This window comes from Neorhodopirellula pilleata (genome assembly GCF_007859915.1).
Classification (GTDB): domain Bacteria; phylum Planctomycetota; class Planctomycetia; order Pirellulales; family Pirellulaceae; genus Rhodopirellula; species Rhodopirellula pilleata.
The window spans coordinates 323,623-343,824 of sequence record NZ_SJPM01000005.1; the positions used below are offsets into that span (position 1 = coordinate 323,623).

At 56.0% G+C, this 20,202-nt stretch carries 16 protein-coding genes and 2 tRNA genes; 14 read left to right on the top strand and 4 right to left on the bottom strand.

Features of this window, described 5'->3' with window-relative positions:
- Positions 1–274 precede the first annotated feature (274 nt).
- Both Pla100_RS13990 and Pla100_RS13995 read right to left on the bottom strand, forming a co-directional pair.
- A complete protein-coding gene (locus Pla100_RS13990) occupies positions 275–1,933 on the bottom strand; it encodes a sulfatase family protein (protein WP_146578322.1) in 1,659 nt (552 codons plus the stop codon).
- A 242-nt stretch (positions 1,934–2,175) separates the two neighbouring features.
- The gene (locus Pla100_RS13995) at positions 2,176–2,970 is read right to left on the bottom strand and encodes an MBL fold metallo-hydrolase (protein ID WP_146578323.1); all 795 of its coding nucleotides are present in this window, start codon (positions 2,968–2,970) and stop codon (positions 2,176–2,178) included.
- Positions 2,971–3,103: 133 nt separating this feature from the next.
- On the opposite strand from Pla100_RS13995, the gene Pla100_RS14000 reads away from it, so the two are divergent.
- Both Pla100_RS14000 and Pla100_RS14005 read left to right on the top strand, forming a co-directional pair.
- Positions 3,104–3,295 carry a hypothetical protein gene (locus Pla100_RS14000; protein WP_146578324.1) on the top strand — a complete coding sequence of 64 codons (192 nt, stop codon included), beginning with the start codon at positions 3,104–3,106 and terminating at the stop codon, positions 3,293–3,295.
- Between the two features lie 144 nt (positions 3,296–3,439).
- Complete coding sequence (locus tag Pla100_RS14005) at positions 3,440–3,838, top strand: DEAD/DEAH box helicase family protein (protein WP_197167931.1); 399 nt, start codon at positions 3,440–3,442, stop codon at positions 3,836–3,838.
- A gap of 289 nt (positions 3,839–4,127) precedes the next feature.
- Here Pla100_RS14005 and Pla100_RS14010 read toward each other — a convergent pair whose 3' ends face one another.
- Entirely contained in the window at positions 4,128–5,720 is a 1,593-nt protein-coding gene (locus Pla100_RS14010) for an anti-phage dCTP deaminase (protein ID WP_146578326.1), read from the bottom strand.
- 1,210 nt (positions 5,721–6,930) lie between these two features.
- A tRNA-Arg gene (locus tag Pla100_RS14015) sits at positions 6,931–7,004 on the bottom strand.
- 365 nt (positions 7,005–7,369) lie between these two features.
- Between Pla100_RS14015 and Pla100_RS14020 the strand changes: the two genes are divergently transcribed.
- From Pla100_RS14020 to ccoS, 12 genes are all read left to right on the top strand, one after another.
- Positions 7,370–7,443, top strand: a tRNA-Thr gene (locus tag Pla100_RS14020).
- A gap of 60 nt (positions 7,444–7,503) precedes the next feature.
- Positions 7,504–8,835: a tetratricopeptide repeat protein gene (locus Pla100_RS14025; protein ID WP_146578327.1), complete on the top strand. Its 1,332-nt coding sequence runs from the start codon at positions 7,504–7,506 to the stop codon at positions 8,833–8,835.
- A gap of 6 nt (positions 8,836–8,841) precedes the next feature.
- Positions 8,842–9,969, top strand: coding sequence for a tRNA guanosine(34) transglycosylase Tgt (gene tgt, locus Pla100_RS14030; protein WP_146578328.1), 1,128 nt, complete (start codon positions 8,842–8,844; stop codon positions 9,967–9,969).
- A 912-nt stretch (positions 9,970–10,881) separates the two neighbouring features.
- Positions 10,882–13,242, top strand: coding sequence for a cytochrome-c oxidase, cbb3-type subunit I (gene ccoN / locus Pla100_RS14040; protein ID WP_146578330.1), 2,361 nt, complete (start codon positions 10,882–10,884; stop codon positions 13,240–13,242).
- A gap of 1 nt (position 13,243) precedes the next feature.
- The gene (locus Pla100_RS30785) at positions 13,244–13,420 is read left to right on the top strand and encodes a hypothetical protein (protein ID WP_197167932.1); all 177 of its coding nucleotides are present in this window, start codon (positions 13,244–13,246) and stop codon (positions 13,418–13,420) included.
- Positions 13,421–13,431: 11 nt separating this feature from the next.
- A complete protein-coding gene (locus Pla100_RS14045) occupies positions 13,432–14,079 on the top strand; it encodes a cbb3-type cytochrome c oxidase N-terminal domain-containing protein (RefSeq protein ID WP_146578331.1) in 648 nt (215 codons plus the stop codon).
- A gap of 4 nt (positions 14,080–14,083) precedes the next feature.
- Positions 14,084–14,278 carry a hypothetical protein gene (locus Pla100_RS14050; RefSeq protein WP_146578332.1) on the top strand — a complete coding sequence of 65 codons (195 nt, stop codon included), beginning with the start codon at positions 14,084–14,086 and terminating at the stop codon, positions 14,276–14,278.
- Between the two features lie 35 nt (positions 14,279–14,313).
- Entirely contained in the window at positions 14,314–15,711 is a 1,398-nt protein-coding gene (gene ccoG, locus Pla100_RS14055; RefSeq protein ID WP_146578333.1) for a cytochrome c oxidase accessory protein CcoG, read from the top strand.
- Positions 15,712–15,991: 280 nt separating this feature from the next.
- Positions 15,992–16,522, top strand: coding sequence for a FixH family protein (locus Pla100_RS14060; RefSeq protein WP_146578334.1), 531 nt, complete (start codon positions 15,992–15,994; stop codon positions 16,520–16,522).
- Positions 16,523–16,538: 16 nt separating this feature from the next.
- Positions 16,539–17,447, top strand: a complete 909-nt coding sequence (locus tag Pla100_RS14065) for a sulfite exporter TauE/SafE family protein (RefSeq protein ID WP_146578335.1) — start codon at positions 16,539–16,541, stop codon at positions 17,445–17,447.
- Positions 17,444–19,984, top strand: coding sequence for a heavy metal translocating P-type ATPase (locus Pla100_RS14070; RefSeq protein ID WP_146578336.1), 2,541 nt, complete (start codon positions 17,444–17,446; stop codon positions 19,982–19,984). The genes Pla100_RS14065 and Pla100_RS14070 overlap by 4 nt, the downstream gene beginning before the upstream one ends.
- Positions 19,981–20,154 carry a cbb3-type cytochrome oxidase assembly protein CcoS gene (ccoS, locus tag Pla100_RS14075; RefSeq protein ID WP_146578337.1) on the top strand — a complete coding sequence of 58 codons (174 nt, stop codon included), beginning with the start codon at positions 19,981–19,983 and terminating at the stop codon, positions 20,152–20,154. Before Pla100_RS14070 ends, ccoS begins: the two co-directional genes overlap by 4 nt.
- Positions 20,155–20,202: the final 48 nt, after the last annotated feature.

A 20,202-nucleotide genomic window follows, 5' to 3' on the forward strand; every position in this document is an offset into this window, starting at 1 on the left:
TAATCGTAACCCGAAGCGTCAGCGAGGGATTGAGCGCCATTAATTCTCTTTTAAGTGTCCCTCGCTCACCGGGCTGTTGATTTAGTCCTCATCGAAACCCGAAGCGTGAGCGAGGGATACATACAAAGGACTTATTGGCGCTCAATCCCTCGCTGACGCTTCGGGTTTCGATGAGAACTAAATCAACACGCCGTCACGCTTCGGGTTACGAAGAATACTAAATCAACAGCCCGCTAGCCTCCAAAGCAATCAAGCCTTGCAAAACTGGAACAGTCTACTTAGCGAGTTGGCCGACCTTTTCGTCACCGCGTGTGTAAGGAGGTCGATCAAACGCATCGCCTTCACCCTGGACGCGAGGGTCACCACTGCCGGTCAATTCACGGATCAATTGCGAACGAAGCTTTCCGGCAATTACCTGATGCGATTGGCTGTCGATTAAATTGTTCATTTGATCGGGGTCTGCTTGAACGTCATAAAGCTCTTCGGCCGGGCGTCGTGCGAAACCCAGATCCCAGGCTTGGCGAATGTCTTCGGAACCCTCGTGTTCGACAAAGAACGTACGCGTCGGCCCGAAGTCGATGTCCATGCGTCGTCCACCGTTTTTCTTCTTGGTTGCCGTTTGCAGCGCGGCCGACAACGGCGGTTCGGCGACGGGCCAGCGATCCGGAGCGAAGTTCTTAATGAACAAGTACTGTTCATTGCGAATCGCACGGATCGGGTAGGGCAATCCACCCGGTCTGGATTCATCGACATGGTTTTCACGGCCCATCAAGACCCACCCACGCATTCGCTTGACCGCATCCGGATCGGCGGATCGCAACACCGGCAAGAGACTTTCACCGTCCATCGGTTGACTCGCGGGTACGCCGACAACATCAAGAAACGTCGGTGCCAAGTCAACGAGGCTGACAGGAGTTGCCACACGGTGCACCGGATTTTGTTGTTGGCTCGGCTGCATGGATTGCGGGAGACGAATCGCAAGCGGGACGCGTGTGCCGAAGTCGTATAGATTGCATTTACCTCGCGGGAATCCCGGTGCCCCGTGATCGCCGCTGATGACGAACATGGTATTTTCCCATTGTCCGCTCGACTTGAGTTTCTCGATCAGGACCCCCACGGCGGCGTCGAACGCCATCGCTTCACCGAGATAGTCGGCGAAGTCTTCTCGAATGATATCGTTGTCCGGCAAGAATTTCGGCAATCGACCCTTTAAGTCATCGGGATTGAGGCCCCATAGCTCTTTGCCGGATCCTCGCACCCAATCACGGTGTGTGTTGGTCGGGTTGAACCAATAGAAAAACGGTTGGTCGTCTTGGCGATCACTCAAAAACGCGTCAAAGTTTCCCCGAACCTCGTCGAGCAACTTGGTTTTCGCGGCTTCGTGATCTTCCGCCGCGCTGACTTTCTGGCTGAACAGGTTGAACGCTTTTCCCGCGACCGTGTAATTGCGATTTTTGCCACCCATGCGGTCTTCACTCAAGTGCATCTTGTACGACCATCCGATGTGGTAGCCCGCGTCGTCGAGCATCAGCCCCATGCCACGAACATTTTCCCATGGATCAATCGGAGGAGCGCCGTCGACGGCCGACACATGCCACGGATGATGCAGTTGACTGTGGCTTCCGTTGCGGAAGAAATGCCGCCCGGTCAAGAACGCCGCTCGCGAGGGCGTACAGGAGGGGACGCTAACAAACGCGTTTTCAAACAAGACGCCTTCGGCGGCGACCGAATCAAAATGTGGCGTTCGAATGAGATCATTGGGAGAACGATGATCCGCATCGGCATAAGCACTGGCGTAACGACCGAGATCGTCAGCGAATGCAAAAACGATATTGTATTTCGGTGGTGTGTCGTCGCTAAAGACGGTGTTCGTAAAAGGACAGCTCAATAACAACGTGAACGTAATAACAACCGCCAACGAAACAAACTTCATGGGAACCAAGCTCAAAAGAGAAAAAAGTACGGGAAGTCGCATTGTAAACCGAATCGCCCGAACTCGCACGCGCTCGGTCGGGTTCAGCGTGGTGTGAACCAGTGGTTACGAGCAAACCCACGAAACCCCGCACCCGCCGATCGCTCGGCGCTGTCCGCGATTGAACCTTTTGCTCTTCAGCCGATCTGGTGGCGGGGAATCGAAGCAAATCTTGCCGGGTAGATTGGGCTTCTTGTGTGTCATCAATTTCTTGGCTTTGACGACCCGAGTTGCAAACCGAAGCCTTTGGAGAATTCAGTGACGTCGTGGTATCCGATCATTTCGATTTCATCGCTGTGGTCTCGAAACAGACGGCGTAGTTGCGAAAGACTTTCTCGTCGCCAATGATCGTTGTCTGCTCTTTGTGCAGCAAGATCGGAAACAGGGTGGTCGTCTTCGGTCAATTCGACTCGCAGGTAATATGCATCGCCAACATGAAGTAGCCAGCGGTCGCCCTGCTGAATTGCTACGCCGCAGTGACCAAGGGTGTGACCGAACAGTGGGATCAACAAGATTTCCGATGAAAACCCTGTTTGGACGGTTCGAGCTTCCAAGCCGTACCAATTCTGATTGCTTGCTTCGTGGGGCATCCATTTGGGGCTATGTTCGAATTGCTTTGCCACGTACCGCCAATGACCAGACTGCACGTGCGACAATTCTTCTTTGCCGACATGAACTTGGGCATTGGGGAAATCAGCTAACCCGCCCGTGTGATCCGGGTCGCAGTGCGTGAGAACAATGTGTCGCAATTGATCTGGTTGCAATCCGAGGTTTTCGATTTGCCGGATTGCCGTATCCGACTCATTGAACTGAAACCCGCCAAGATCGATCAACTCTTGTCCGAGACGATCAACAGGATCCCGCACATCGAGTAGACCGATGCCCGTATCGATCAAAGCCAAACCGCAATCATCTTCCAAGAGAAGACAATGACAAACAGCCGTGGGATAGCCGGGCACAACAAGTGTCCCGCAATTGATGTGGTGAACCTCGCTCATGGTCTACTTCCTTTGTATTGAACAGTCTTGGCCACTTCACCAGTCTGATCGAAGATACTCCACTGACCGACCAGTTTGCCACTGTTGTATGTTCCAGTCGATTGAAAATTTCCATTTGCGAAAAGAACTTCCAATGCCCTGTTCTTTCGCCATCGACGAACTTGCCGACCGAACAAACCTCACCACCTTTGTAACGGTCGGTGAATTGGCCATTCTTCAGGTTGCCGACAACGCCGCACAAGCACGATATCGCCTCGATCGTTGCCGTACCAGTGTCGAGCGATGGGAGTATCGATCCCGCTCGACTGAACAACGAGCTTCATGACTAATCGCTGTTCAGCGGTAGAAGTCGATCCAGCTTACCGAGATCGATTTCGGATTGATTTCAAACAAGGCTTTGGGCATCTGTATCTCGAAGTAGCCGTCCTTCAGCGGAATCGTTTTCACTGGCCTCCCATCCATGCCGACCATGCGAATCTCCAACCAGTATGGATGCTTCAAATCCAATTGCGAATCCTCGTTGCCTTCCTTCCATACGAACAACTTCTATAACAAGCGTGGAGTGTTCGTTCCCACCGATGGTGCGTACCTGTCCGAACTCAAGACAGGAGCGAACCACCACGATTGCGACAACGCTCACATTGTCGTTGGCAACATTCAGCAGTTCGCTGGAGAAAACAACCGCTGGTATGAACAGTTCGACCCTGACTACTTCCGCATGATCCTTGTGGATGAGGGACATCACAATGTTGCCGACACTTGGCAACGGCTCTTTGAATACTTCGGGAGCGCCAAGCTATCTCACTCATGCCATGCCGAGTCGGTCAAGCAAACGATTCCAACGCGACAATCGGACATCGCCAATTAGTTGTTCGCCTCGAAGAAAACGCACGATCTCGCTTCCGAGGCACTTCGCATAGCGATACTTTGCAAGACGTCGTTTTCCTATCGCCGCTGTGCCAAAACGCTTTGCTACTCGTTGGGGCTAGGCGACTGCGGCTCAGATTGGCTGCTTGAAGTTTGGCGATTGTCCACTGGTGTTCTCGCAGTCGAATTGGTTGGCTGGGAACTGTGAACCAAAATATTCCGCTTCCAACTGGGCCAAGTCTGAACTTCAGCCGTTGCCCGCGCAATTTGTTGGCGGATTTCCTTGTCAGTCATGACGCGCCTCCGTTTTCGGTTTTCATCGCTGCCTTCTTGCCAAACGCTTCACAGGCAAGAAGTTCCAGTCCCAAGTAGGAAAGTGGTTTCATTTGTAAACGAAGCTGGGCTTCTTCGATACGCCACTCTTTGGTCTCTCCAGTGTCTCTATTTTTTCGGATCAATGGGTAGCTGGACCCCAAGTTCATTGAAAAAAGTTCAAAGAATCGGCGTGGCCCTACACCCACGAATGGCTCGAAAACCACCATTGACTCTGCCGTTTTACCGGCCTTTTCCGCTTGAACAATCGAGTCATCGTGAAATTCGAGCGCCTTGCTCTTCGAGTACGGCTCGACGTAGACAACCCGCACCACCCCCGCCGCGACGATGTGTTTGGCGCAATTGTGGCAAGGGAAAGTAGTGCAAAGAAGCGTTGTTCCACGCGTCGAAATTCCGTTCCTGCCACAACTTAGCAACGCCTCCATCTCCGCATGCACGACTCGTCCAAATTCGGTCAAGTCTCGAATGCCGCTCTCACGCAGCACCGACAACAACGTGTCGCCATCGAAGTCGGGTTTCACGGATTTTGTTTCATCGATGATTCGCTTGATGATATTGAGCTGCTCGATGCGATTGGAATCACCCTCGCGAGTGTAGTCTCGCCCACGTTTCGCGTCTTCGATGCATCCCGTCTGAGGGTTACGTTCTGCCCAATATAAGCCTCCTCTCGCTGACGGGCATTCGTTCGCACCGGTCGCCAAAATCTCTTTCTCTCGCGTGATCACTGCGCCAACTTGGCGAGACAAGTCGGCCGAGCGAAGTGCGGCTGAAAAGGCCATGAACATGGCATACTCATCGAACGTCGGCGTGACAAACGGATCGCCAAACCAAAGACCGACAAGGCGGCGAATATCACACCGCAGTCGATCATGGTTGTCCGTCACTTGAACAAAGAAGTCGGCAAGGTGAAATGTCGAGTTCACTCGCTGGCCGTGCTTGCGATCGCCCTCTTGCCGATCTCGCTCAATTAGCTTGTTGGCTTCATCTTCCGACATGCCTTTGTTATCGATTAAGTGTTTCGTACGCCGATCGACCTCAGCGTGTATGCCTAGCAAAACAAAACCCGACGGATAAATGATCCGCAGCTTCTCAACCTCCTCCGGCCGTTTTAGCGAATCGATGATGAACGCGGTTTTCGGCAACGGCTCCGGTTCACCATCAAGATCTCGCTGTTCCACCTGGCGGCGTTCAGTATTTAGTTGAGTTCGCCGAGCAGCGATGTGCGTTGCGACGCCCAAAGCGAGAACAGCGTCGTCTGGATGTGTTTCCGCATCCTCGCTCTGTTCCTTCGAAAGTCCCATTTCACGACATTTGTTACCTGCATCCATCAGGTCGGAATAGCGTTTGTACTGACTCGTTCCGGGGTCTTCGACATCCACGAGTTGTCGAATCACGTGGGAAGAAACCTTGACGACTTCAACACTGTAGCCAACCCTGCCGAGGCGTTCTCGGAGCAGATCAATGACCAACCCTGTTTCCGTTCCAACTGCACAAACAAGACCGATTACTAGTTCTGAATCGAGTTCTTCGTTATTCAGATAATCGCTCATCACGCTTGCTCGTCTTAGAAATTTGATTTGCGATCTTCTTTGTGACCGCTGCGTTGCATTGCAATTCTACTGGTGAGCGTATGTAGCCCCCGTGACACGTTTGGTCATGGGGGCAAATTATCCGCGTTATTTGCAATTGCTGTCAATTAGTGGCAAAGCAACAAGAAGAGCCGGATACCTTTCGACGTCCGGCCTTCGGTTTGGCCGATTTCGAGTAAACGTTCATGGTTCGAGCGGGCGAGCCTCGATTTTCGCCAGCCGCACAAGCAACGCGTTGACCTTGTTTTTCGCTAGCTCGAACTTCACATTTAGGTCCGCCAGGATGCGTTCATGCTCCTCGACTTGGAACATGTGGCGGTTCGCTTTTTGACGGAAAGGTGTCGCTTTGGTCTTCTCTCTGTCTTGGCTTGCCCAGCTTTCGCGTTTGGTGATCGCCTAGTCCAGGCGGGCTAGTTCTTACTGAGCTTCGTTGAACTGCTCGATGACTTCGTCGTACTTGGCGACCAGTTCGCGGGGTTGCCTCAGAGTCATGCGGGGCCGGTTTGCTCGTTTGCGGATGGCGGCGATCTCGTTTCGGCGTCGGAGCTTTCGTTTGACATGGGAAGCCCCGCTCGTCACCCCGACAAACTCCGGCTTGTTCGTGCCTCACTAACGCCGAAGATTGCCCGTGTGCCAGCGTTTCAAGGCTTCGTTTATGCTCCGCCGCCTCGACACGTGGCCTGCGTTCGTTCCTCACTCCGGTCACGTCAAACGACGGCTACGCAATTTATTTGCACATGAAGAAAATTTGGTCCGGCAGTGATTTTCGCGAAAGCTATCCGCTGACGCCAGCGGCGGCAAATTAACTACGATTGTGGGATACGAGAAAATTCCAATTTCACGCGGAGGTTCATTTCCTCACTCCCCACATCGGGAAGGATTTCAACTGCCATTTGCCAAAAACGAAACAAGCCCCCTCCAAGGAGGGCGAGCGGGTGCCCTTATTCAGAAAAGCTTGCGGGATGGCTTTGGCAATCGTGGCAAGAGGCCGCGTCAACGGAACGTTGTCGGAGACCCTCCAGCGGGCTGATCCGCCCGCCCCATTTCGGTATCTCAACTCGGTCAAGCTGTAATCAAACGACCGCATAATATGGGCGGACACAATTACCGGTGAGAGAGTGTACCCAAAAATTCTGGGTACACTTCCGATGGAGAATCGACGTAAGTCGAGTACACCCCAGAGGATTCGAACCTCTAACCTTCGGTTCCGTAGACCGATGCTCTATCCAATTGAGCTAGGGGTGCTGGTGGGTTGAGAGGTTAAGGATTTTCCAGAGTGTTGGCAAGGGCTGTGGAGAGATTTTTCGCTGCTCAGGCCGCTCCGGAGAGTGGGTTCGCTTTTTTGCCTTTTATTCCTGAGGCTTGGACAGATGCCCCCTGGGTTACGAAAATCAAGATCGTTGAGACACCCAAAATTGGTCAACACGCCTTATCACATGTTACCTGCACTCTGTCACCTGTCGCCCATCGCCCGTCGCCCGTCACCCTTTCGCCTGCAGTCTGGAACAGGAAGCATTTGATGGACCAAATTCGGGGGACGGCTTGACGTTTTTTGGGGTTTGTCGATATTCTTGAGCCATCTTAACCGTGTTCATTCGTCTTGGTTGAGTGCCAGCGTAGCTTCAATTGGCAGAGCATCGCATTCGTAATGCGAGGGTTGCGGGTTCAAATCCCGCCGCTGGCTTTTTCTGTCGCCTCCCGCGTGCCGTTTCTTCCGCATGCCACTCCTCTAGGATGCCCACTTATGAGCGAAGTCGATCTCGATGTGCTCGATTTGAAGCAGTTGGTCCTCAACAGCAACTCGTTCGGTCCTAATGACGTCGCCGAAATCCGCCGTGCCATTACCGAAAACTATGGCCATTTCGGCGAGCTCCGTGATGCTGTTCAAGAAATGGAACAGGATTCCGGTCAGTCACCCGCTAACCGTACCAAAATGGGCGTTTGCCAGTTTTTGCTCGGTCGGTTCAGGGACTCGCTCGAAACGCTGTCGGCCGCCGACGGCAGCGCGATGGCGTTGTTTTATGCTGCTCGTTGCCGGTTCGAACTAGGCCAGTACGCGGAAGCGATCGAGGCATATCAGTCCGCAAAGACTTCGGGCTATAACGAAGATCGATGCAAGATCGGAATCGCCGAAGCGAAACGCTATTCAGGCGAAATCGAAGAGGCAATGGCGATCCTCGATGATATCTTCGGCCCGGCCGAACAGACGGCCGATTACATGTACCAGCGGGCCGCCACGGCGGCGCTGATCGGTGGCCGCATGGAAGAGGCGATCAACCTTTACCAGCGTGCCGTTTCGACCGACGAAAATCATGCGGGTGCGTTGTTCGGACTGGCACTCGAAAACGATCGTCTCGGTAATGACGAAGAGGCCTTGCATCTGTACGAACGTGCGGCCAAGGCGTTCCCGACCGGGATCGGTGCTTTGACCAACTTGGGCGTGATGTACGAGGACCGCAACGAGTACGACAAGGCTCAGCTTTGCTACAAGCGGATCCTGGACTGCTTCCCCGCCCACCCGCGGACTCAGCTTTACATGAAGGACGCGTCGGCGACGGGCAATATGCTCTACGACGAAGAAGCCCAGCGCCGCAACGATCGCTTGGCTCAAATCCTCAACATGCCGGTCACGAATTTCGAACTGAGTGTTCGAAGCCGCAACTGCTTGCAAAAGATGGGGATCGAAACGATCGGCGAACTGACCCGTCACACCGAACAAGAGTTGCTCAGCAGCAAGAACTTCGGCGAAACGAGCTTGGTCGAGATCCGCGAGATGCTCAACCAGAAAGGCTTGTCGCTCGGTCAATTCGCGGGCGAGAAGAAGAGCAGCGATCCGCCGATCGACACGTCGCACATGTCACCGGACGAACAAGCGTTGCTCGAACGTCCGATCGCGGATTTGAACTTGTCGGTTCGTGCCCGCAAGTGCATGACTCGTTTGCAGATCAACACGATCGGCGAGTTGATTCGCAAGACCGGCGACGACATGCTCGAGTGCAAGAACTTCGGCGTGACGAGCTTGAACGAAGTTCGTGAAAAGCTCGGCGACTTGGGCCTGAAGATGCGTGGCGATTGACGCCGAGTGTCTTCGTTCTCCTTTGATTTACTTCGCACGTCCCCGCTCAGCGACGCACGCTTGGGTGTATTCCATACGCCTCATGGGCTCGTGCGAACGCCGGGCTTCATGCCGGTCGGAACGCAGGGGACGGTGAAGGGTCTGACCATCGATCAGGTCGCGTCGACGGGCGCTGACATGATCTTAGGGAACACGTACCACCTGCGTCTGCGGCCAGGGCATGAAACGGTCGCGAGACTCGGCGGGCTGCACGCGATGAGCGGGTGGGACGGGCCGATCCTGACCGATTCGGGCGGCTTCCAGGTCTTCTCGCTCGGTTCGCTCAACCAAGTCACTGAACAGGCGGCGACGTTTCGGTCCCACATCGACGGCGCGATCGTGGTGCTGACTCCGGAGCACTCGATTGAAATTCAAGAGGCACTTGGCAGTGACGTGGCGATGGTGCTCGATCACGTGATCGCCTTGCCGGCACCTCAAGCGGAGGTCGAAGACGCGTTGGCCCGTTCGATCCGCTGGGCCGCACGTTGTCGCGCCGCGTCGACGCGGTCGGATCAAGCGTTGTTCGCGATCGTTCAGGGTGGCTTGGATGCTCAATTGCGTCGGCAATGTGCGACGGAGTTGGCGGCCATGCCGTTTGAAGGTTATGCCGTGGGTGGCTTGAGCGTGGGAGAAACTCCCGAAGAAATGTACGCGACGGCGGCGATCACGACGCCGCACTTGCCGGTCGACAAGCCTCGCTACCTGATGGGCGTGGGCACGCCACGCGACCTGATCGAAAACGTCGCTCGCGGGATCGATCTGTTTGACTGCGTGATGCCGACTCGCAACGGCCGCAACGGTCTCGCGTTCACCGACGAAGGGCCACTGAAGCTGCGAAACGCGACCCATCGTGAGGACCAGCGGCCTCTGATGCAGGATTGTGAGTGCTTAGCATGTCGTCACAGTCGCGGGTACTTGCGGCATCTGTTCAACGCCAAAGAGATGTTGGGCCCGACGCTGTTGTCGCACCACAACCTGACTTATTACGGTCGGTTGATGAGCGAAGTCCGGACGGCGCTCGAACAGGGGCGTTTTGAGGAATACGCGGCCGGCAAGTTGAGGGGATGGGGCTATGAACCGATTCCGCTCGGCTGATCCTACGCCGTTTGCGGGCGGTTGATTTGGTTCACATCGAAACCCGATGCGTGAGTTTTGAAGTTCCGCAATGCAAACGAAGGGGCAGGTAACTCGCATTAAACCAGACTCTCGTACTCGACCGTGTGTTTCGAGTACGAGTACCATTTCATTGAGTACGGGTACGCTTGACCCGCAATTGGCGCGAATTCAAAATGCGTTAGCTAGGGGAACCTAAAAAGGATTTAATGGCGCTCAATCCCTTGCTCACGGGCGTGTTGATTTAATCGTAACCCGAAGCGTGAGCGAGGGATTCATCGCCATTAAGTCCTTTGTATGTATCCCTCGCTCACGCTTCGGGTTTCGATGATGACTAGATCAACAGCCCGTCACGCTTCGGGTTACGATTCAACCAAGACGCCGCTGGCCAATGCATTGACTTGACTCACCACTAGATGTTCCGATTGAGTGACGTTTTCTCGTGGCTCGATTCGGTCAATTCGTAGGGTAGCGAAACTCGACAAGAGTTTCGGCTTGGACTGCCAATCACCGAAAGTCTTGGCGACTTTCGCTACGCACGACCTGGCGACTTTCGTTAAGCTCCGTAGTCTTGAAGCTCCAGCCTGCACATGGCGCTGGGGCGAATTGACGCATTGGCGCGAGCGGCTTGGGTGTGCACACTCGCACTCGTTACACTAGGTGTGCGTTTCCGCTCGCGGTTCATGGCGGTCCGATCCGAGGCACAAGGTTTTTTTTCTGCTAAAAACCTTAGCGTTTTAGGGATTTCCGAGATTGCTTGACTTCGGCGAGTCGATCGAACCGCTTTTGGCACTGCGGGTGTACTAAGGAGAGCAACCCAGCGTGGTAGCGCGCCGAGGCTCTCCATCCGCACACGTTGAATTCAACCGTTTTAAACAAGACTAGAGGGACAAGATGGCGACAGTGACGTCGACCGACACTCCGAACTCCGACGGCCACGGCGCTTTGGCGGCTAGCGAAGCCGGTCGGATGGAACAATTTACTTACGACGATGGCATCGTGCGAATGTTTGCGACGGCAACGATCGTGTGGGGCATCGTGGCTACGTTGGCGGGGTTGATCGTCGCCGTGCTGTTGATCGTGCCGGCGCTCACCGGCGGATTGCAGTGGCTTTCGTTCGCTCGGCTGCGCCCGCTGCACACCAATGCGGCGATTTTCGCGTTCGCGGGCAACGCGATTTTCGCGGCGATCTATTACAGCACACAGCGATTGTGCAAGGCTCGCATGTGGAGCGACGTGTTGAGCCGTATGCACTTTTGGGGATGGCAACTGATTATCGTTTCGGCGGCGGTAACGCTTCCGTTGGGCATCACGCAGAGCAAGGAATACGCCGAATTGCAATGGCCGATCGATTTGGCGATCGCGGTCGTGTGGTTGTTCATTTTCGGCGGTAACTTCTTGATGACGTTGATCCATCGTCGCGAGCGGCACATGTACGTGGCGTTGTGGTTCTACATCGCGACGATCGTGACGGTGGCGTTGTTGCACGTGTTCAACAACCTTGTCGTACCGATCGGTGCGTTCGCGAGTATTCCGATTTACGCTGGTGTGCAAGACGCGTTCATGCAGTGGTGGTATGGCCACAACGCGGTCGCGTTTTTCTTAACGACGCCGTTTTTGGGATTGATGTACTACTTTCTTCCCAAGGCCGCCGACCGTCCCGTGTTCAGTTATCGCTTGAGCATCATCCACTTTTGGTCGTTGGTGTTCATCTACATTTGGGCGGGGCCGCACCACTTGCATTACACGGCGCTTCCGGAATGGGCGAGCACGTTGGGAATGTTATTTAGTTTGATGCTGTGGATGCCGAGTTGGGGCGGGATGATCAACGGCTTGTTGACCCTACGCGGTGCGTGGCACAAGGTCGCCGCTGACCCGGTGTTAAAGTTCTTCGTCGTCGGGATCACGTTCTACGGGATGAGCACGTTCGAAGGGCCCATGTTGTCGATCAAAGCGATCAACGCGTTCACTCACTACACCGACTGGACGATCGCACACGTTCACTCCGGTGCACTGGGTTGGAACGGGTTCATGGCGTTCGGAATGTTGTATTGGTTGTTGCCGCGGCTTTATCAGACCAAGCTGTGGAGCGACAAGTTGATGAGCTTGCACTTTTGGACCGGAACGATCGGTATTTTGTTGTACATCATTCCGATTTACGCTGCCGGTTTGATGCAAGGTTGGATGTGGCGTGCGATGGACGACACCGGTCACTTGATGTACCCGGACTTCATCGAAACGACTCAATCAATCGTGCCGCTTTGGTGGTTGCGGGTCGTTGGCGGTTTGTTGTATGTCAGCGGCGCCGTGATGCTGGGTATCAACGCTCTGATGACGTGGTTGAATCGTCCATCGGTTTACGACGTTCCCGTTCAAACGGCACCCCGACTGACCAAAGAATACAACGTCGTCGAGGCGAAGACCAAGAGCCAACTCGAAGGCGCACCGGTGTTGGAGTTGAGCAAGAAGTTGGATCTATTCGGACGGATGGGATGGCACCGTCGGTGGGAGCGTTTGCCGGTCAAGTTCACGGTTTTGGTGACTTTGTCGGTGGTGATTGCGACGTTGTTCGAAGTCATTCCGACGTTCTTGATCCGCACGAACGTCCCGACGATCGCGACGGTCAAGCCGTACACCCCGTTGGAACTGGCCGGTCGTCACATCTTCGTTTCGGAGGGCTGTTACAACTGTCACTCGCAAATGATCCGTCCGATGGTTGCCGAAACGAAACGTTATGGCGAATACAGCAAGCCGGGTGAGTTCATCTACGACCGACCGTTCCAGTGGGGCAGTCGTCGGATCGGTCCCGACTTGGCTCGCGAAGGCGGCAAGCAAAGTAGCTTTTGGCATTGGACGCACTTCGAAAATCCGGAAAACGTGTCGCCGGGCAGTGTGATGCCGGCGTACGAGCACTTGCTCGCCGAAGACATGAAGTACGACGCGATCGCGCCGCACGTCAAAGCCGCCGCGTTCTTGGGGGCTCCGTACACCGACGAAGAGCTCAACAACACGGCCGAAGTGGCGATGAAGCAGGCCGAGCGAATCGCGGCGGAGATCGTTGAACAGGGTGGTCCGGCGAAGACGTATGAGAAACAGGCCGTCGCATTGATCGCTTACTTGCAACGAGTCGGCATCGACCTGTTCGCCGAAGAAGAAAAGCCCGCCGAAGCGGTACCGGCCGCTGACGAAGCGGCACCGACCGAAGCCGACGCCGAAGTCGCACGAACGTCCTCGCAACTCGAAGGGAACTCTTGAGATGATTAAAGATTTGGTGTGTGCGTTGGACTACTCGGCGTGTGCCGAATGGGCACTGGCGCTGTTCGTGGTGGCGTTCGCCACGATCACTTATGGAACCTTGAAACTCAGCCAAGAAGCGTCGGATCGATTTGCGTCGATTCCGTTGACCGACAATGTGGAGGATCCCCGTCAATGAGTATGGGAAGAATGGACAATAAACCGGCCAGTGATTCTCCAAGAGTCGATGAATCTCCCAAGACCGATCATGCCTACGACGGAATCGAAGAGTTCGACAATCCGTTGCCCGGTTGGTGGAAATGGTTGTTCGTCGCGACGATCGTGTTCAGCCCGTTCTATTACCTCTATTACCACGGCGGGACCCCCGGCCGTTCGATCGAGGAAGGCTATGGTGTGGCGTTGGCCGCGAATACGCGATTGCAATTTGAAGAGATCGGTGAACTGCAACCCGACGCGACCACGTTGGTCAACTACATGGAAAAGGACAACTGGATGCGGGTTGGCAAGATCGTCTTTCAAACGCACTGCGTGTCCTGTCACGGCCGCGAAGGCGAAGGCAAGGTCGGCCCTAACTTGACCGACGAACATTACAAGAACGTCAAAACGATCGAAGACATCGCCCACGTGGTCAATAACGGCGCGGCCGCCGGCGCGATGCCGAAATGGTCCAACCGTTTGCATCCCAACGAGGTCGTGTTGGTGTCGTCGTACGTCGCCACGATGCGTGGCAAGATGCTCGAAGGACCACGCGGTGCCGAGGGCAATGTGATCGCCCCGTGGCCCGAAGCGACTGCCGAATCCGAAACGACCACTGAAAATGATTCGAACAAGGAATGAACGAATGAATGACTTGAACCCCATCGCTACGGACGGCAGCACTCACTCGCACGGGCACTCGCATGATCGTTTGCCGGACCAGTTGAGCGCTCCGGCACCGGGAATCCTTCCGATCCGCAGCGGCGGATGCGGCAAGTGTGCCAATTGCACTTGCGATTCCGACAAGACCGAAACAAGCGAATCGCCCCAGGAAAAATAGGTGGTGGAGACCTTTTCCACATCACTCGAAAGAACATGGATACCTCATCCAACGACGCCCTTTTGGCTCCCGAAGAACACGTCCTCAGCACGCTCGAACGTGACGGCAGTCGCCGTTGGTTATGGCCGAAACTGGCGATGGGAACTTGGTGGAAACGTCGTCGCGTTGTGGCGTACGTGTTGATGGTGGTGTTTGTCGTAATCCCGCACCTGCGGATCGGCGGCAAACCGGTGGTGTTGTTGGACTTTGTCTCACGCCAATTGACGTTGCTCGGCAAAACCTTCTACCCGACCGACACGTTGATCTTGGCGTTGTTCATATTGACCGTGTTCGTCACGATCGTGCTGGTCACGGCGATCGCCGGTCGCGCGTGGTGCGGATGGGCGTGCCCGCAAACCGTTTACATGGAATTCTTGTTCCGCCCGATCGATCGTTTTTTCGAAGGCACGGTGGGTAAGGGCGGTAGGCCTCGTGGGGGCATCCCTGGTTTTTGGTGGGTTGCCAGAATTCTTGTCTACTTGATCCTGTGCATGTTTTTGGCTCACACGTTCTTGGCGTATTTCGTCGGAACCGACACGTTGGCGAGATGGGTACGTTCGTCACCGTTGGAACACCCGTCGGCTTTTGTCGTGATGGCAGGAACGACGCTCGCGATGATGTTCGATTTTTTGTACTTTCGCGAACAGATGTGTTTGATCGCGTGCCCTTATGGGCGCTTTCAATCGGTGATGTTGGACGAGCAGTCCAAAATCGTCGGCTACGACCCGGTCCGTGGCGAACCACGCCGAAAGGGCAAACGGACCGAGGTCGAGCCGGCCGGCGATTGTGTCGATTGCAATCAATGCGTCGTCGTGTGCCCGACCGGCATCGATATCCGCAAGGGATTGCAAATGGAATGCATTAATTGCACGCAGTGCATCGATGCGTGCGACAGTGTGATGGCGAAAGTCGGATTGCCGCCGGGTTTGATTCGATACAGTTCGCAAGATGAGTTGGCACGCAAGCCCAAGAAGCTCTTCCGCGCCCGCACGATCGCTTATCCGATCATCTTGCTAGCCGTTTCGACCGGGTTCTTTTTCGCGGTAATGAGCAAGGTCGGCTTCGACGCCCGGTTGCTGCGCGGCAAGGGAGCACCGTTTTCGATTTCCAATGCAGGGATGGTCGGGAACTCATTCAAGTTGCGGTTAGTCAATCGTACCGACTCGGACCAGGTTTACACGATCTCGGTCGCTCAGCCCGAAGGCGTGACGCTAGAAGTCATTCAGAAAGAGCTACTGTCGTTGCCATCAGGTGGTAACGTGTTGGTGCCGCTGAGCGTCGAGTTCGCCCCCACGATCACGCGTGGAGTGGGAAACCGTCCGGCAACCTTGAAGGTCGCCGACGACAGCGACCACGAAACCGAAATCGAATTCAAATTATTAGGCCCGCGGTAGTGGATCTCACTGCGAATGACAACCCGAGACGTGAGCGAGGGATCGCTGGTAGTCGGACAAAGGTGAAGTATCCCTCGCTCACGTGTTTTGATTTAATCGTTTAACGGTAAGCCGCAGGCGACAGAGTTTGAAAACGCAGGCGCCTGCGGCTTGCCGTTAAACGAAAACGCCCAAACGTGCACTAAATCAACACGCCGTCACGCATCGGGTTCTCCATCGTCCCAGCATGACCAGCTAGCACTCTTCACTCTTCAATCTTCAATCTTCAATCTTCAATCCCATGCCCCAACGCCCACCCGCCCATAAAACGCCCCTCGAAGTCCAATCCGAGCGTAAGGCCAAACGGTTTTACATCGGTTTGGTGTTGTTGCTGTTCGCGATCCAGTGCACGATCTTAGGCACGGCGATCAAGCTGGCGATCGGTGATCCGTCACTGGCCGTCGTGCCGGACTATCACCAAGCGGCGCTGCACTGGGACGACGCTCAAACTGCCGCCCGGGCGGCCGATAAGATGGGTTGGGATTGGAAGTTAGATGTTTCCGATGTCGCCGACGGAAAAGGATTGCGTGCGATCGAGTTTCGCGTTCTTGATCGCGACGGTAAGCCGATGTCGGACTTGACCGTCCAAGGCAAGGTTTATCACCACACGCAAGCCGATCAGGTCGATCGGTTCGAGTTCCAAAACGTCGGCGAAGGACGATACATGGCGATGCCTCCGATGTCCAAAGACGGCTTGTGGCAAATCGAGTTGGATCTGAACAACGCCGGCGAGCCGATGTCGTTCAAGCGGACGGTCGAGTTACAAGGTTAGTGAGATCGAATCGAACATGTGGATCCTAATCACCGCCGTCGTCACCGCGAGTTTACTCGGCAGCATGCACTGCGTCGGCATGTGCGGGCCGCTCGCGATTTGGGCCAGTGGCGCGGGCGAGAAAGCGCCGCGGCGTCAGATCATCACGTCGACGACCTTGTATCATCTGGGCCGTTTGATCACGTACACCATCGCCGGGTTGATCGCCGGCGGGATCGGCAGTCTCGTCGATGTCGGTGGTCAAACGCTCGGGTTCCAACTCGCCGCAGCACGGGTCGTCGGTTCGATCATGGTTCTGATCGGTGCTTGGAAGTTGTTTTCGATGTGGTTACCTCGCACGACGACGACTTCCGGACCGGTTCCCTCGCGGATCGGGGGATTGCTCGTCAAGTTGCGTCCGTATGTGTTCCGATTGCCGCCGAGCGGCCGAGCATTGGCGACAGGTTTGCTGACCACGTTGCTGCCGTGCGGATGGTTGTATCTGTTCGCTCTCGTCGCGGCGGGAACGGGCAATCCGTTCTCTGGCGCGATTACGATGGCGGCGTTTTGGATCGGCACGGTCCCGGCATTGACCGCGTTGATTGCGGGCACGCAAACCTTGTCGCGCAAGTTCGTCCAGATCGTTCCGACGGCGGCGGCGGTGTTGTTGATCGTGACCGGATGCGTGACCGCGTCCGGCCGGGGATTTGCGAAGCTGAGTTCGTTGACCGAGATCGCCAACCCGGTGGCTTTTTCCATATCGAGCGATAACGGCGGTGCGGCACCGACGAGTGACGCGATCGATGAGTTGGTTAAGACGCCGCTACCGTGCTGTGCCGCTCGCATCGAAGCGGAAGCCGGTCGAGAGGCTCATCAAGAAATCAGCGACAAAACCGACGCGGAGCCGCAGTCCAGTTTGATTGCTGCGGAGGCGTTAGAGCAGTGACACGGGGCAATACAGTATCCGATCGCGTTCCTACCGATCGCCTACCTTCGGATCGATCACATCGTGTCGTTCGGCCTTGCATTCATTGCAACGAGCCCACCGACAGCACAGCAGATCAAGCGGCCGAAGAGGTCTTTTGCTGCAACGGTTGTCGTGGTGCGTACGAGTTGATCCACGGCTGGGGGCTGGAAGGGTTTTATGGTCTGCGTGATCAGCTCGCGTCTGGACCGGCGACTCGTGTCCGAGACGGTGGCGGCCGGTACGATGTATTCGATAGCGACGATTTTCTAGGCCCGTCGACGCCGGTGGTGCAAGCGGACGGGTTGATGTGTGCGGAGCTGGCCGTTCATGGATTGCACTGTGCCGCGTGCGCTTGGTTGATCGAGAACGCCGCGATGCGGACGCCGGGTTGGAACGTCGCCCGTGTCAAGATGAGCGACCATACGTTGAGGGTCGTGTTCGATCCTGAAAAGACCAAGCTTAGCCGGATCGCCGGTTTGCTCGACCGACTCGGTTACGAACTCGCGCCCGTGTCCAAACAGCGCGACGAGCATTTTCAAAACGAGAGTCGGCGGCATTTGATTCAGATCGCGATCGCCGGTTTCTTTGCCGCCAACGCGATGTGGATCGCCGTCGCCTTGTACGCCGGCGAAGCCTACGGGGTCGCCGCCGATCATCGTTTCTTTTTGCGGATGATCGGAACGGCACTCGGGGTGGCGGCGGTGATGCTACCCGGGCGAACGTTTTTCGTGGGGGCTTGGGCGTCGCTTCGCAACCGTGTCCCGCACATGGACTTGCCCGTGGCCCTCGGGTTGGCGGTCGGGACGTTGGTCGGCACCGTTAATGCGATCACCGGTTACGGGCATTTGTATTTTGATTCACTCGCGGTGCTCGTGTTCTTGTTGCTGATCGGGCGTTGGATTCAATTCCATCAACAACACCGGGCGGCCAAGGCGGTCGATCTGCTATTGCGAATCACGCCGCGTCACGCCAGTCGGGTGAACGAAAACGACGGCACGGATTCGGTTCTCGTCGACGCCTTGCTAATCGGTGATGTCATCCGCGTCGGCGCGAACGAAAACATTCCCGCCGACGGTGAGATCGTTCGTGGCGAATCGATGATCGACCGATCACTGTTGACCGGCGAGAGTTTGCCGGTGGGCGTGCAGCCCGGCGATGCGGTCTCGGCGGGCACGTTGAACTTGCAACGGGTGATCGACGTTCGAGTCGAAGCGACCGGACGTGACAGCCGCATCGGCAAGGTGATGCAATCGGTCGAAGAAGCCACCAGCGAGAAAACGCCGATCGTTCAATTCGCCGATTCGGTGGGGGGTGTGTTTGTGGTCGTGGTATCGTTGCTCGCCGTCGGAGCGTTCGCGTGGTGGTTGCCGGTGGGATGGTCGATCGCGGCTTCGCATGCGACGTCGTTGTTGATCGTCGCCTGTCCCTGTGCGTTGGCATTGGCCACTCCTTTGGCGATCGCCGTGTCACTCGGTCGAGCCGCGAAGCACAAGGTCTTGATCCGCGACGGCAGCACGTTGCAACTGCTCGCCCGAGGCGGTCAGATTTGGTTTGACAAGACCGGCACTTTAACAACCGGCCGCCCTGATGCGGAGTTGGTTTGGGGTGACATCACGGCGGTCGCCATGGCGGCGGCGGTCGAACAGGATTGTCAGCATCCGGTCGCCGAAGCGATCCGGCGGTTTGCCGGCCGACATGGTTTGATTACTCCTGAGGGAAGCTTGGTCGAAGTCCAACGAACCGGTGTGATCGGACGTGTCGGCGGCGTGAAGGTCTTTGTCGGAAACGAGTCGTTCGTCCGCGAACATGGGATCGACATTGGGGGCGAAGTGCTCGCGGTCGTCGAGCAATGCGCCAACGACATGGCAAGTCCGATCTTGGTCGCCGTTGGTGGAGTGGTCGAAGCGGTGTTGGCGATCTCCGATCCGTTGCGGCCAGGAGTGGCAAGCACGATCGCGAACCTCAAGCGACGAGGTTGGAAGGTCGGCATTTTGTCGGGCGACCATCCTACGATCGTCAATCATGTCGCGGCGCAAGTTGGGATCGACTCCGGATCGGCACGAGGCGGGATGAGTCCGGAAGAAAAGCTCGCGACCGTTCGACGCTGTCGAGCGAACCGCCGGGCGGCGACGACCGTGATGGTCGGCGACGGTGCCAACGACGCGGCCGCGCTCGCCGCCGCCGACGTGGGCGTGGCGGTCCGCGGTGGCGCGGAGGTTAGCTTGCAGGCGGCGCCGGTGTTCATCGCCAGTGGCGAGATCGAACAGGTCGATCAGATGATTCATTCGGCGGGGCGCACCGATTGGTTGATCCGGACGGCTTTTGCGGTTTCCTTGACGTATAATTTGGTCGCCGTCGGATTGGCGATGATGGGCAAGATCAGTCCCTTGATCGCGGCCGTCTTGATGCCGATCAGCAGCGTCAGTGTGTTGGCGTTGACGTTAGCTTGGCCGACCTATCCTTCTGCCGAAGACAATCATTCTCGCTCTGAAGAAAAATTGGGGACCGAATCGTGAGCGTTCTGTTCATCGCATTGCCGATCGCGTTGCTACTCGGCGGTGGCGGAATGTGGGCGTGCATCGTGTGTATCCGAGCGGGCCAATACGACGATTTGGACACTCCCGCGGTGCGGATGTTGATCGACGACCAAGCGACGCCGCAGGTGGACGATCACGACGTGAACTGAACGCAAGAGCAGGCCCCTGAACTTGACGGACTGGAAAGACTATCCTGT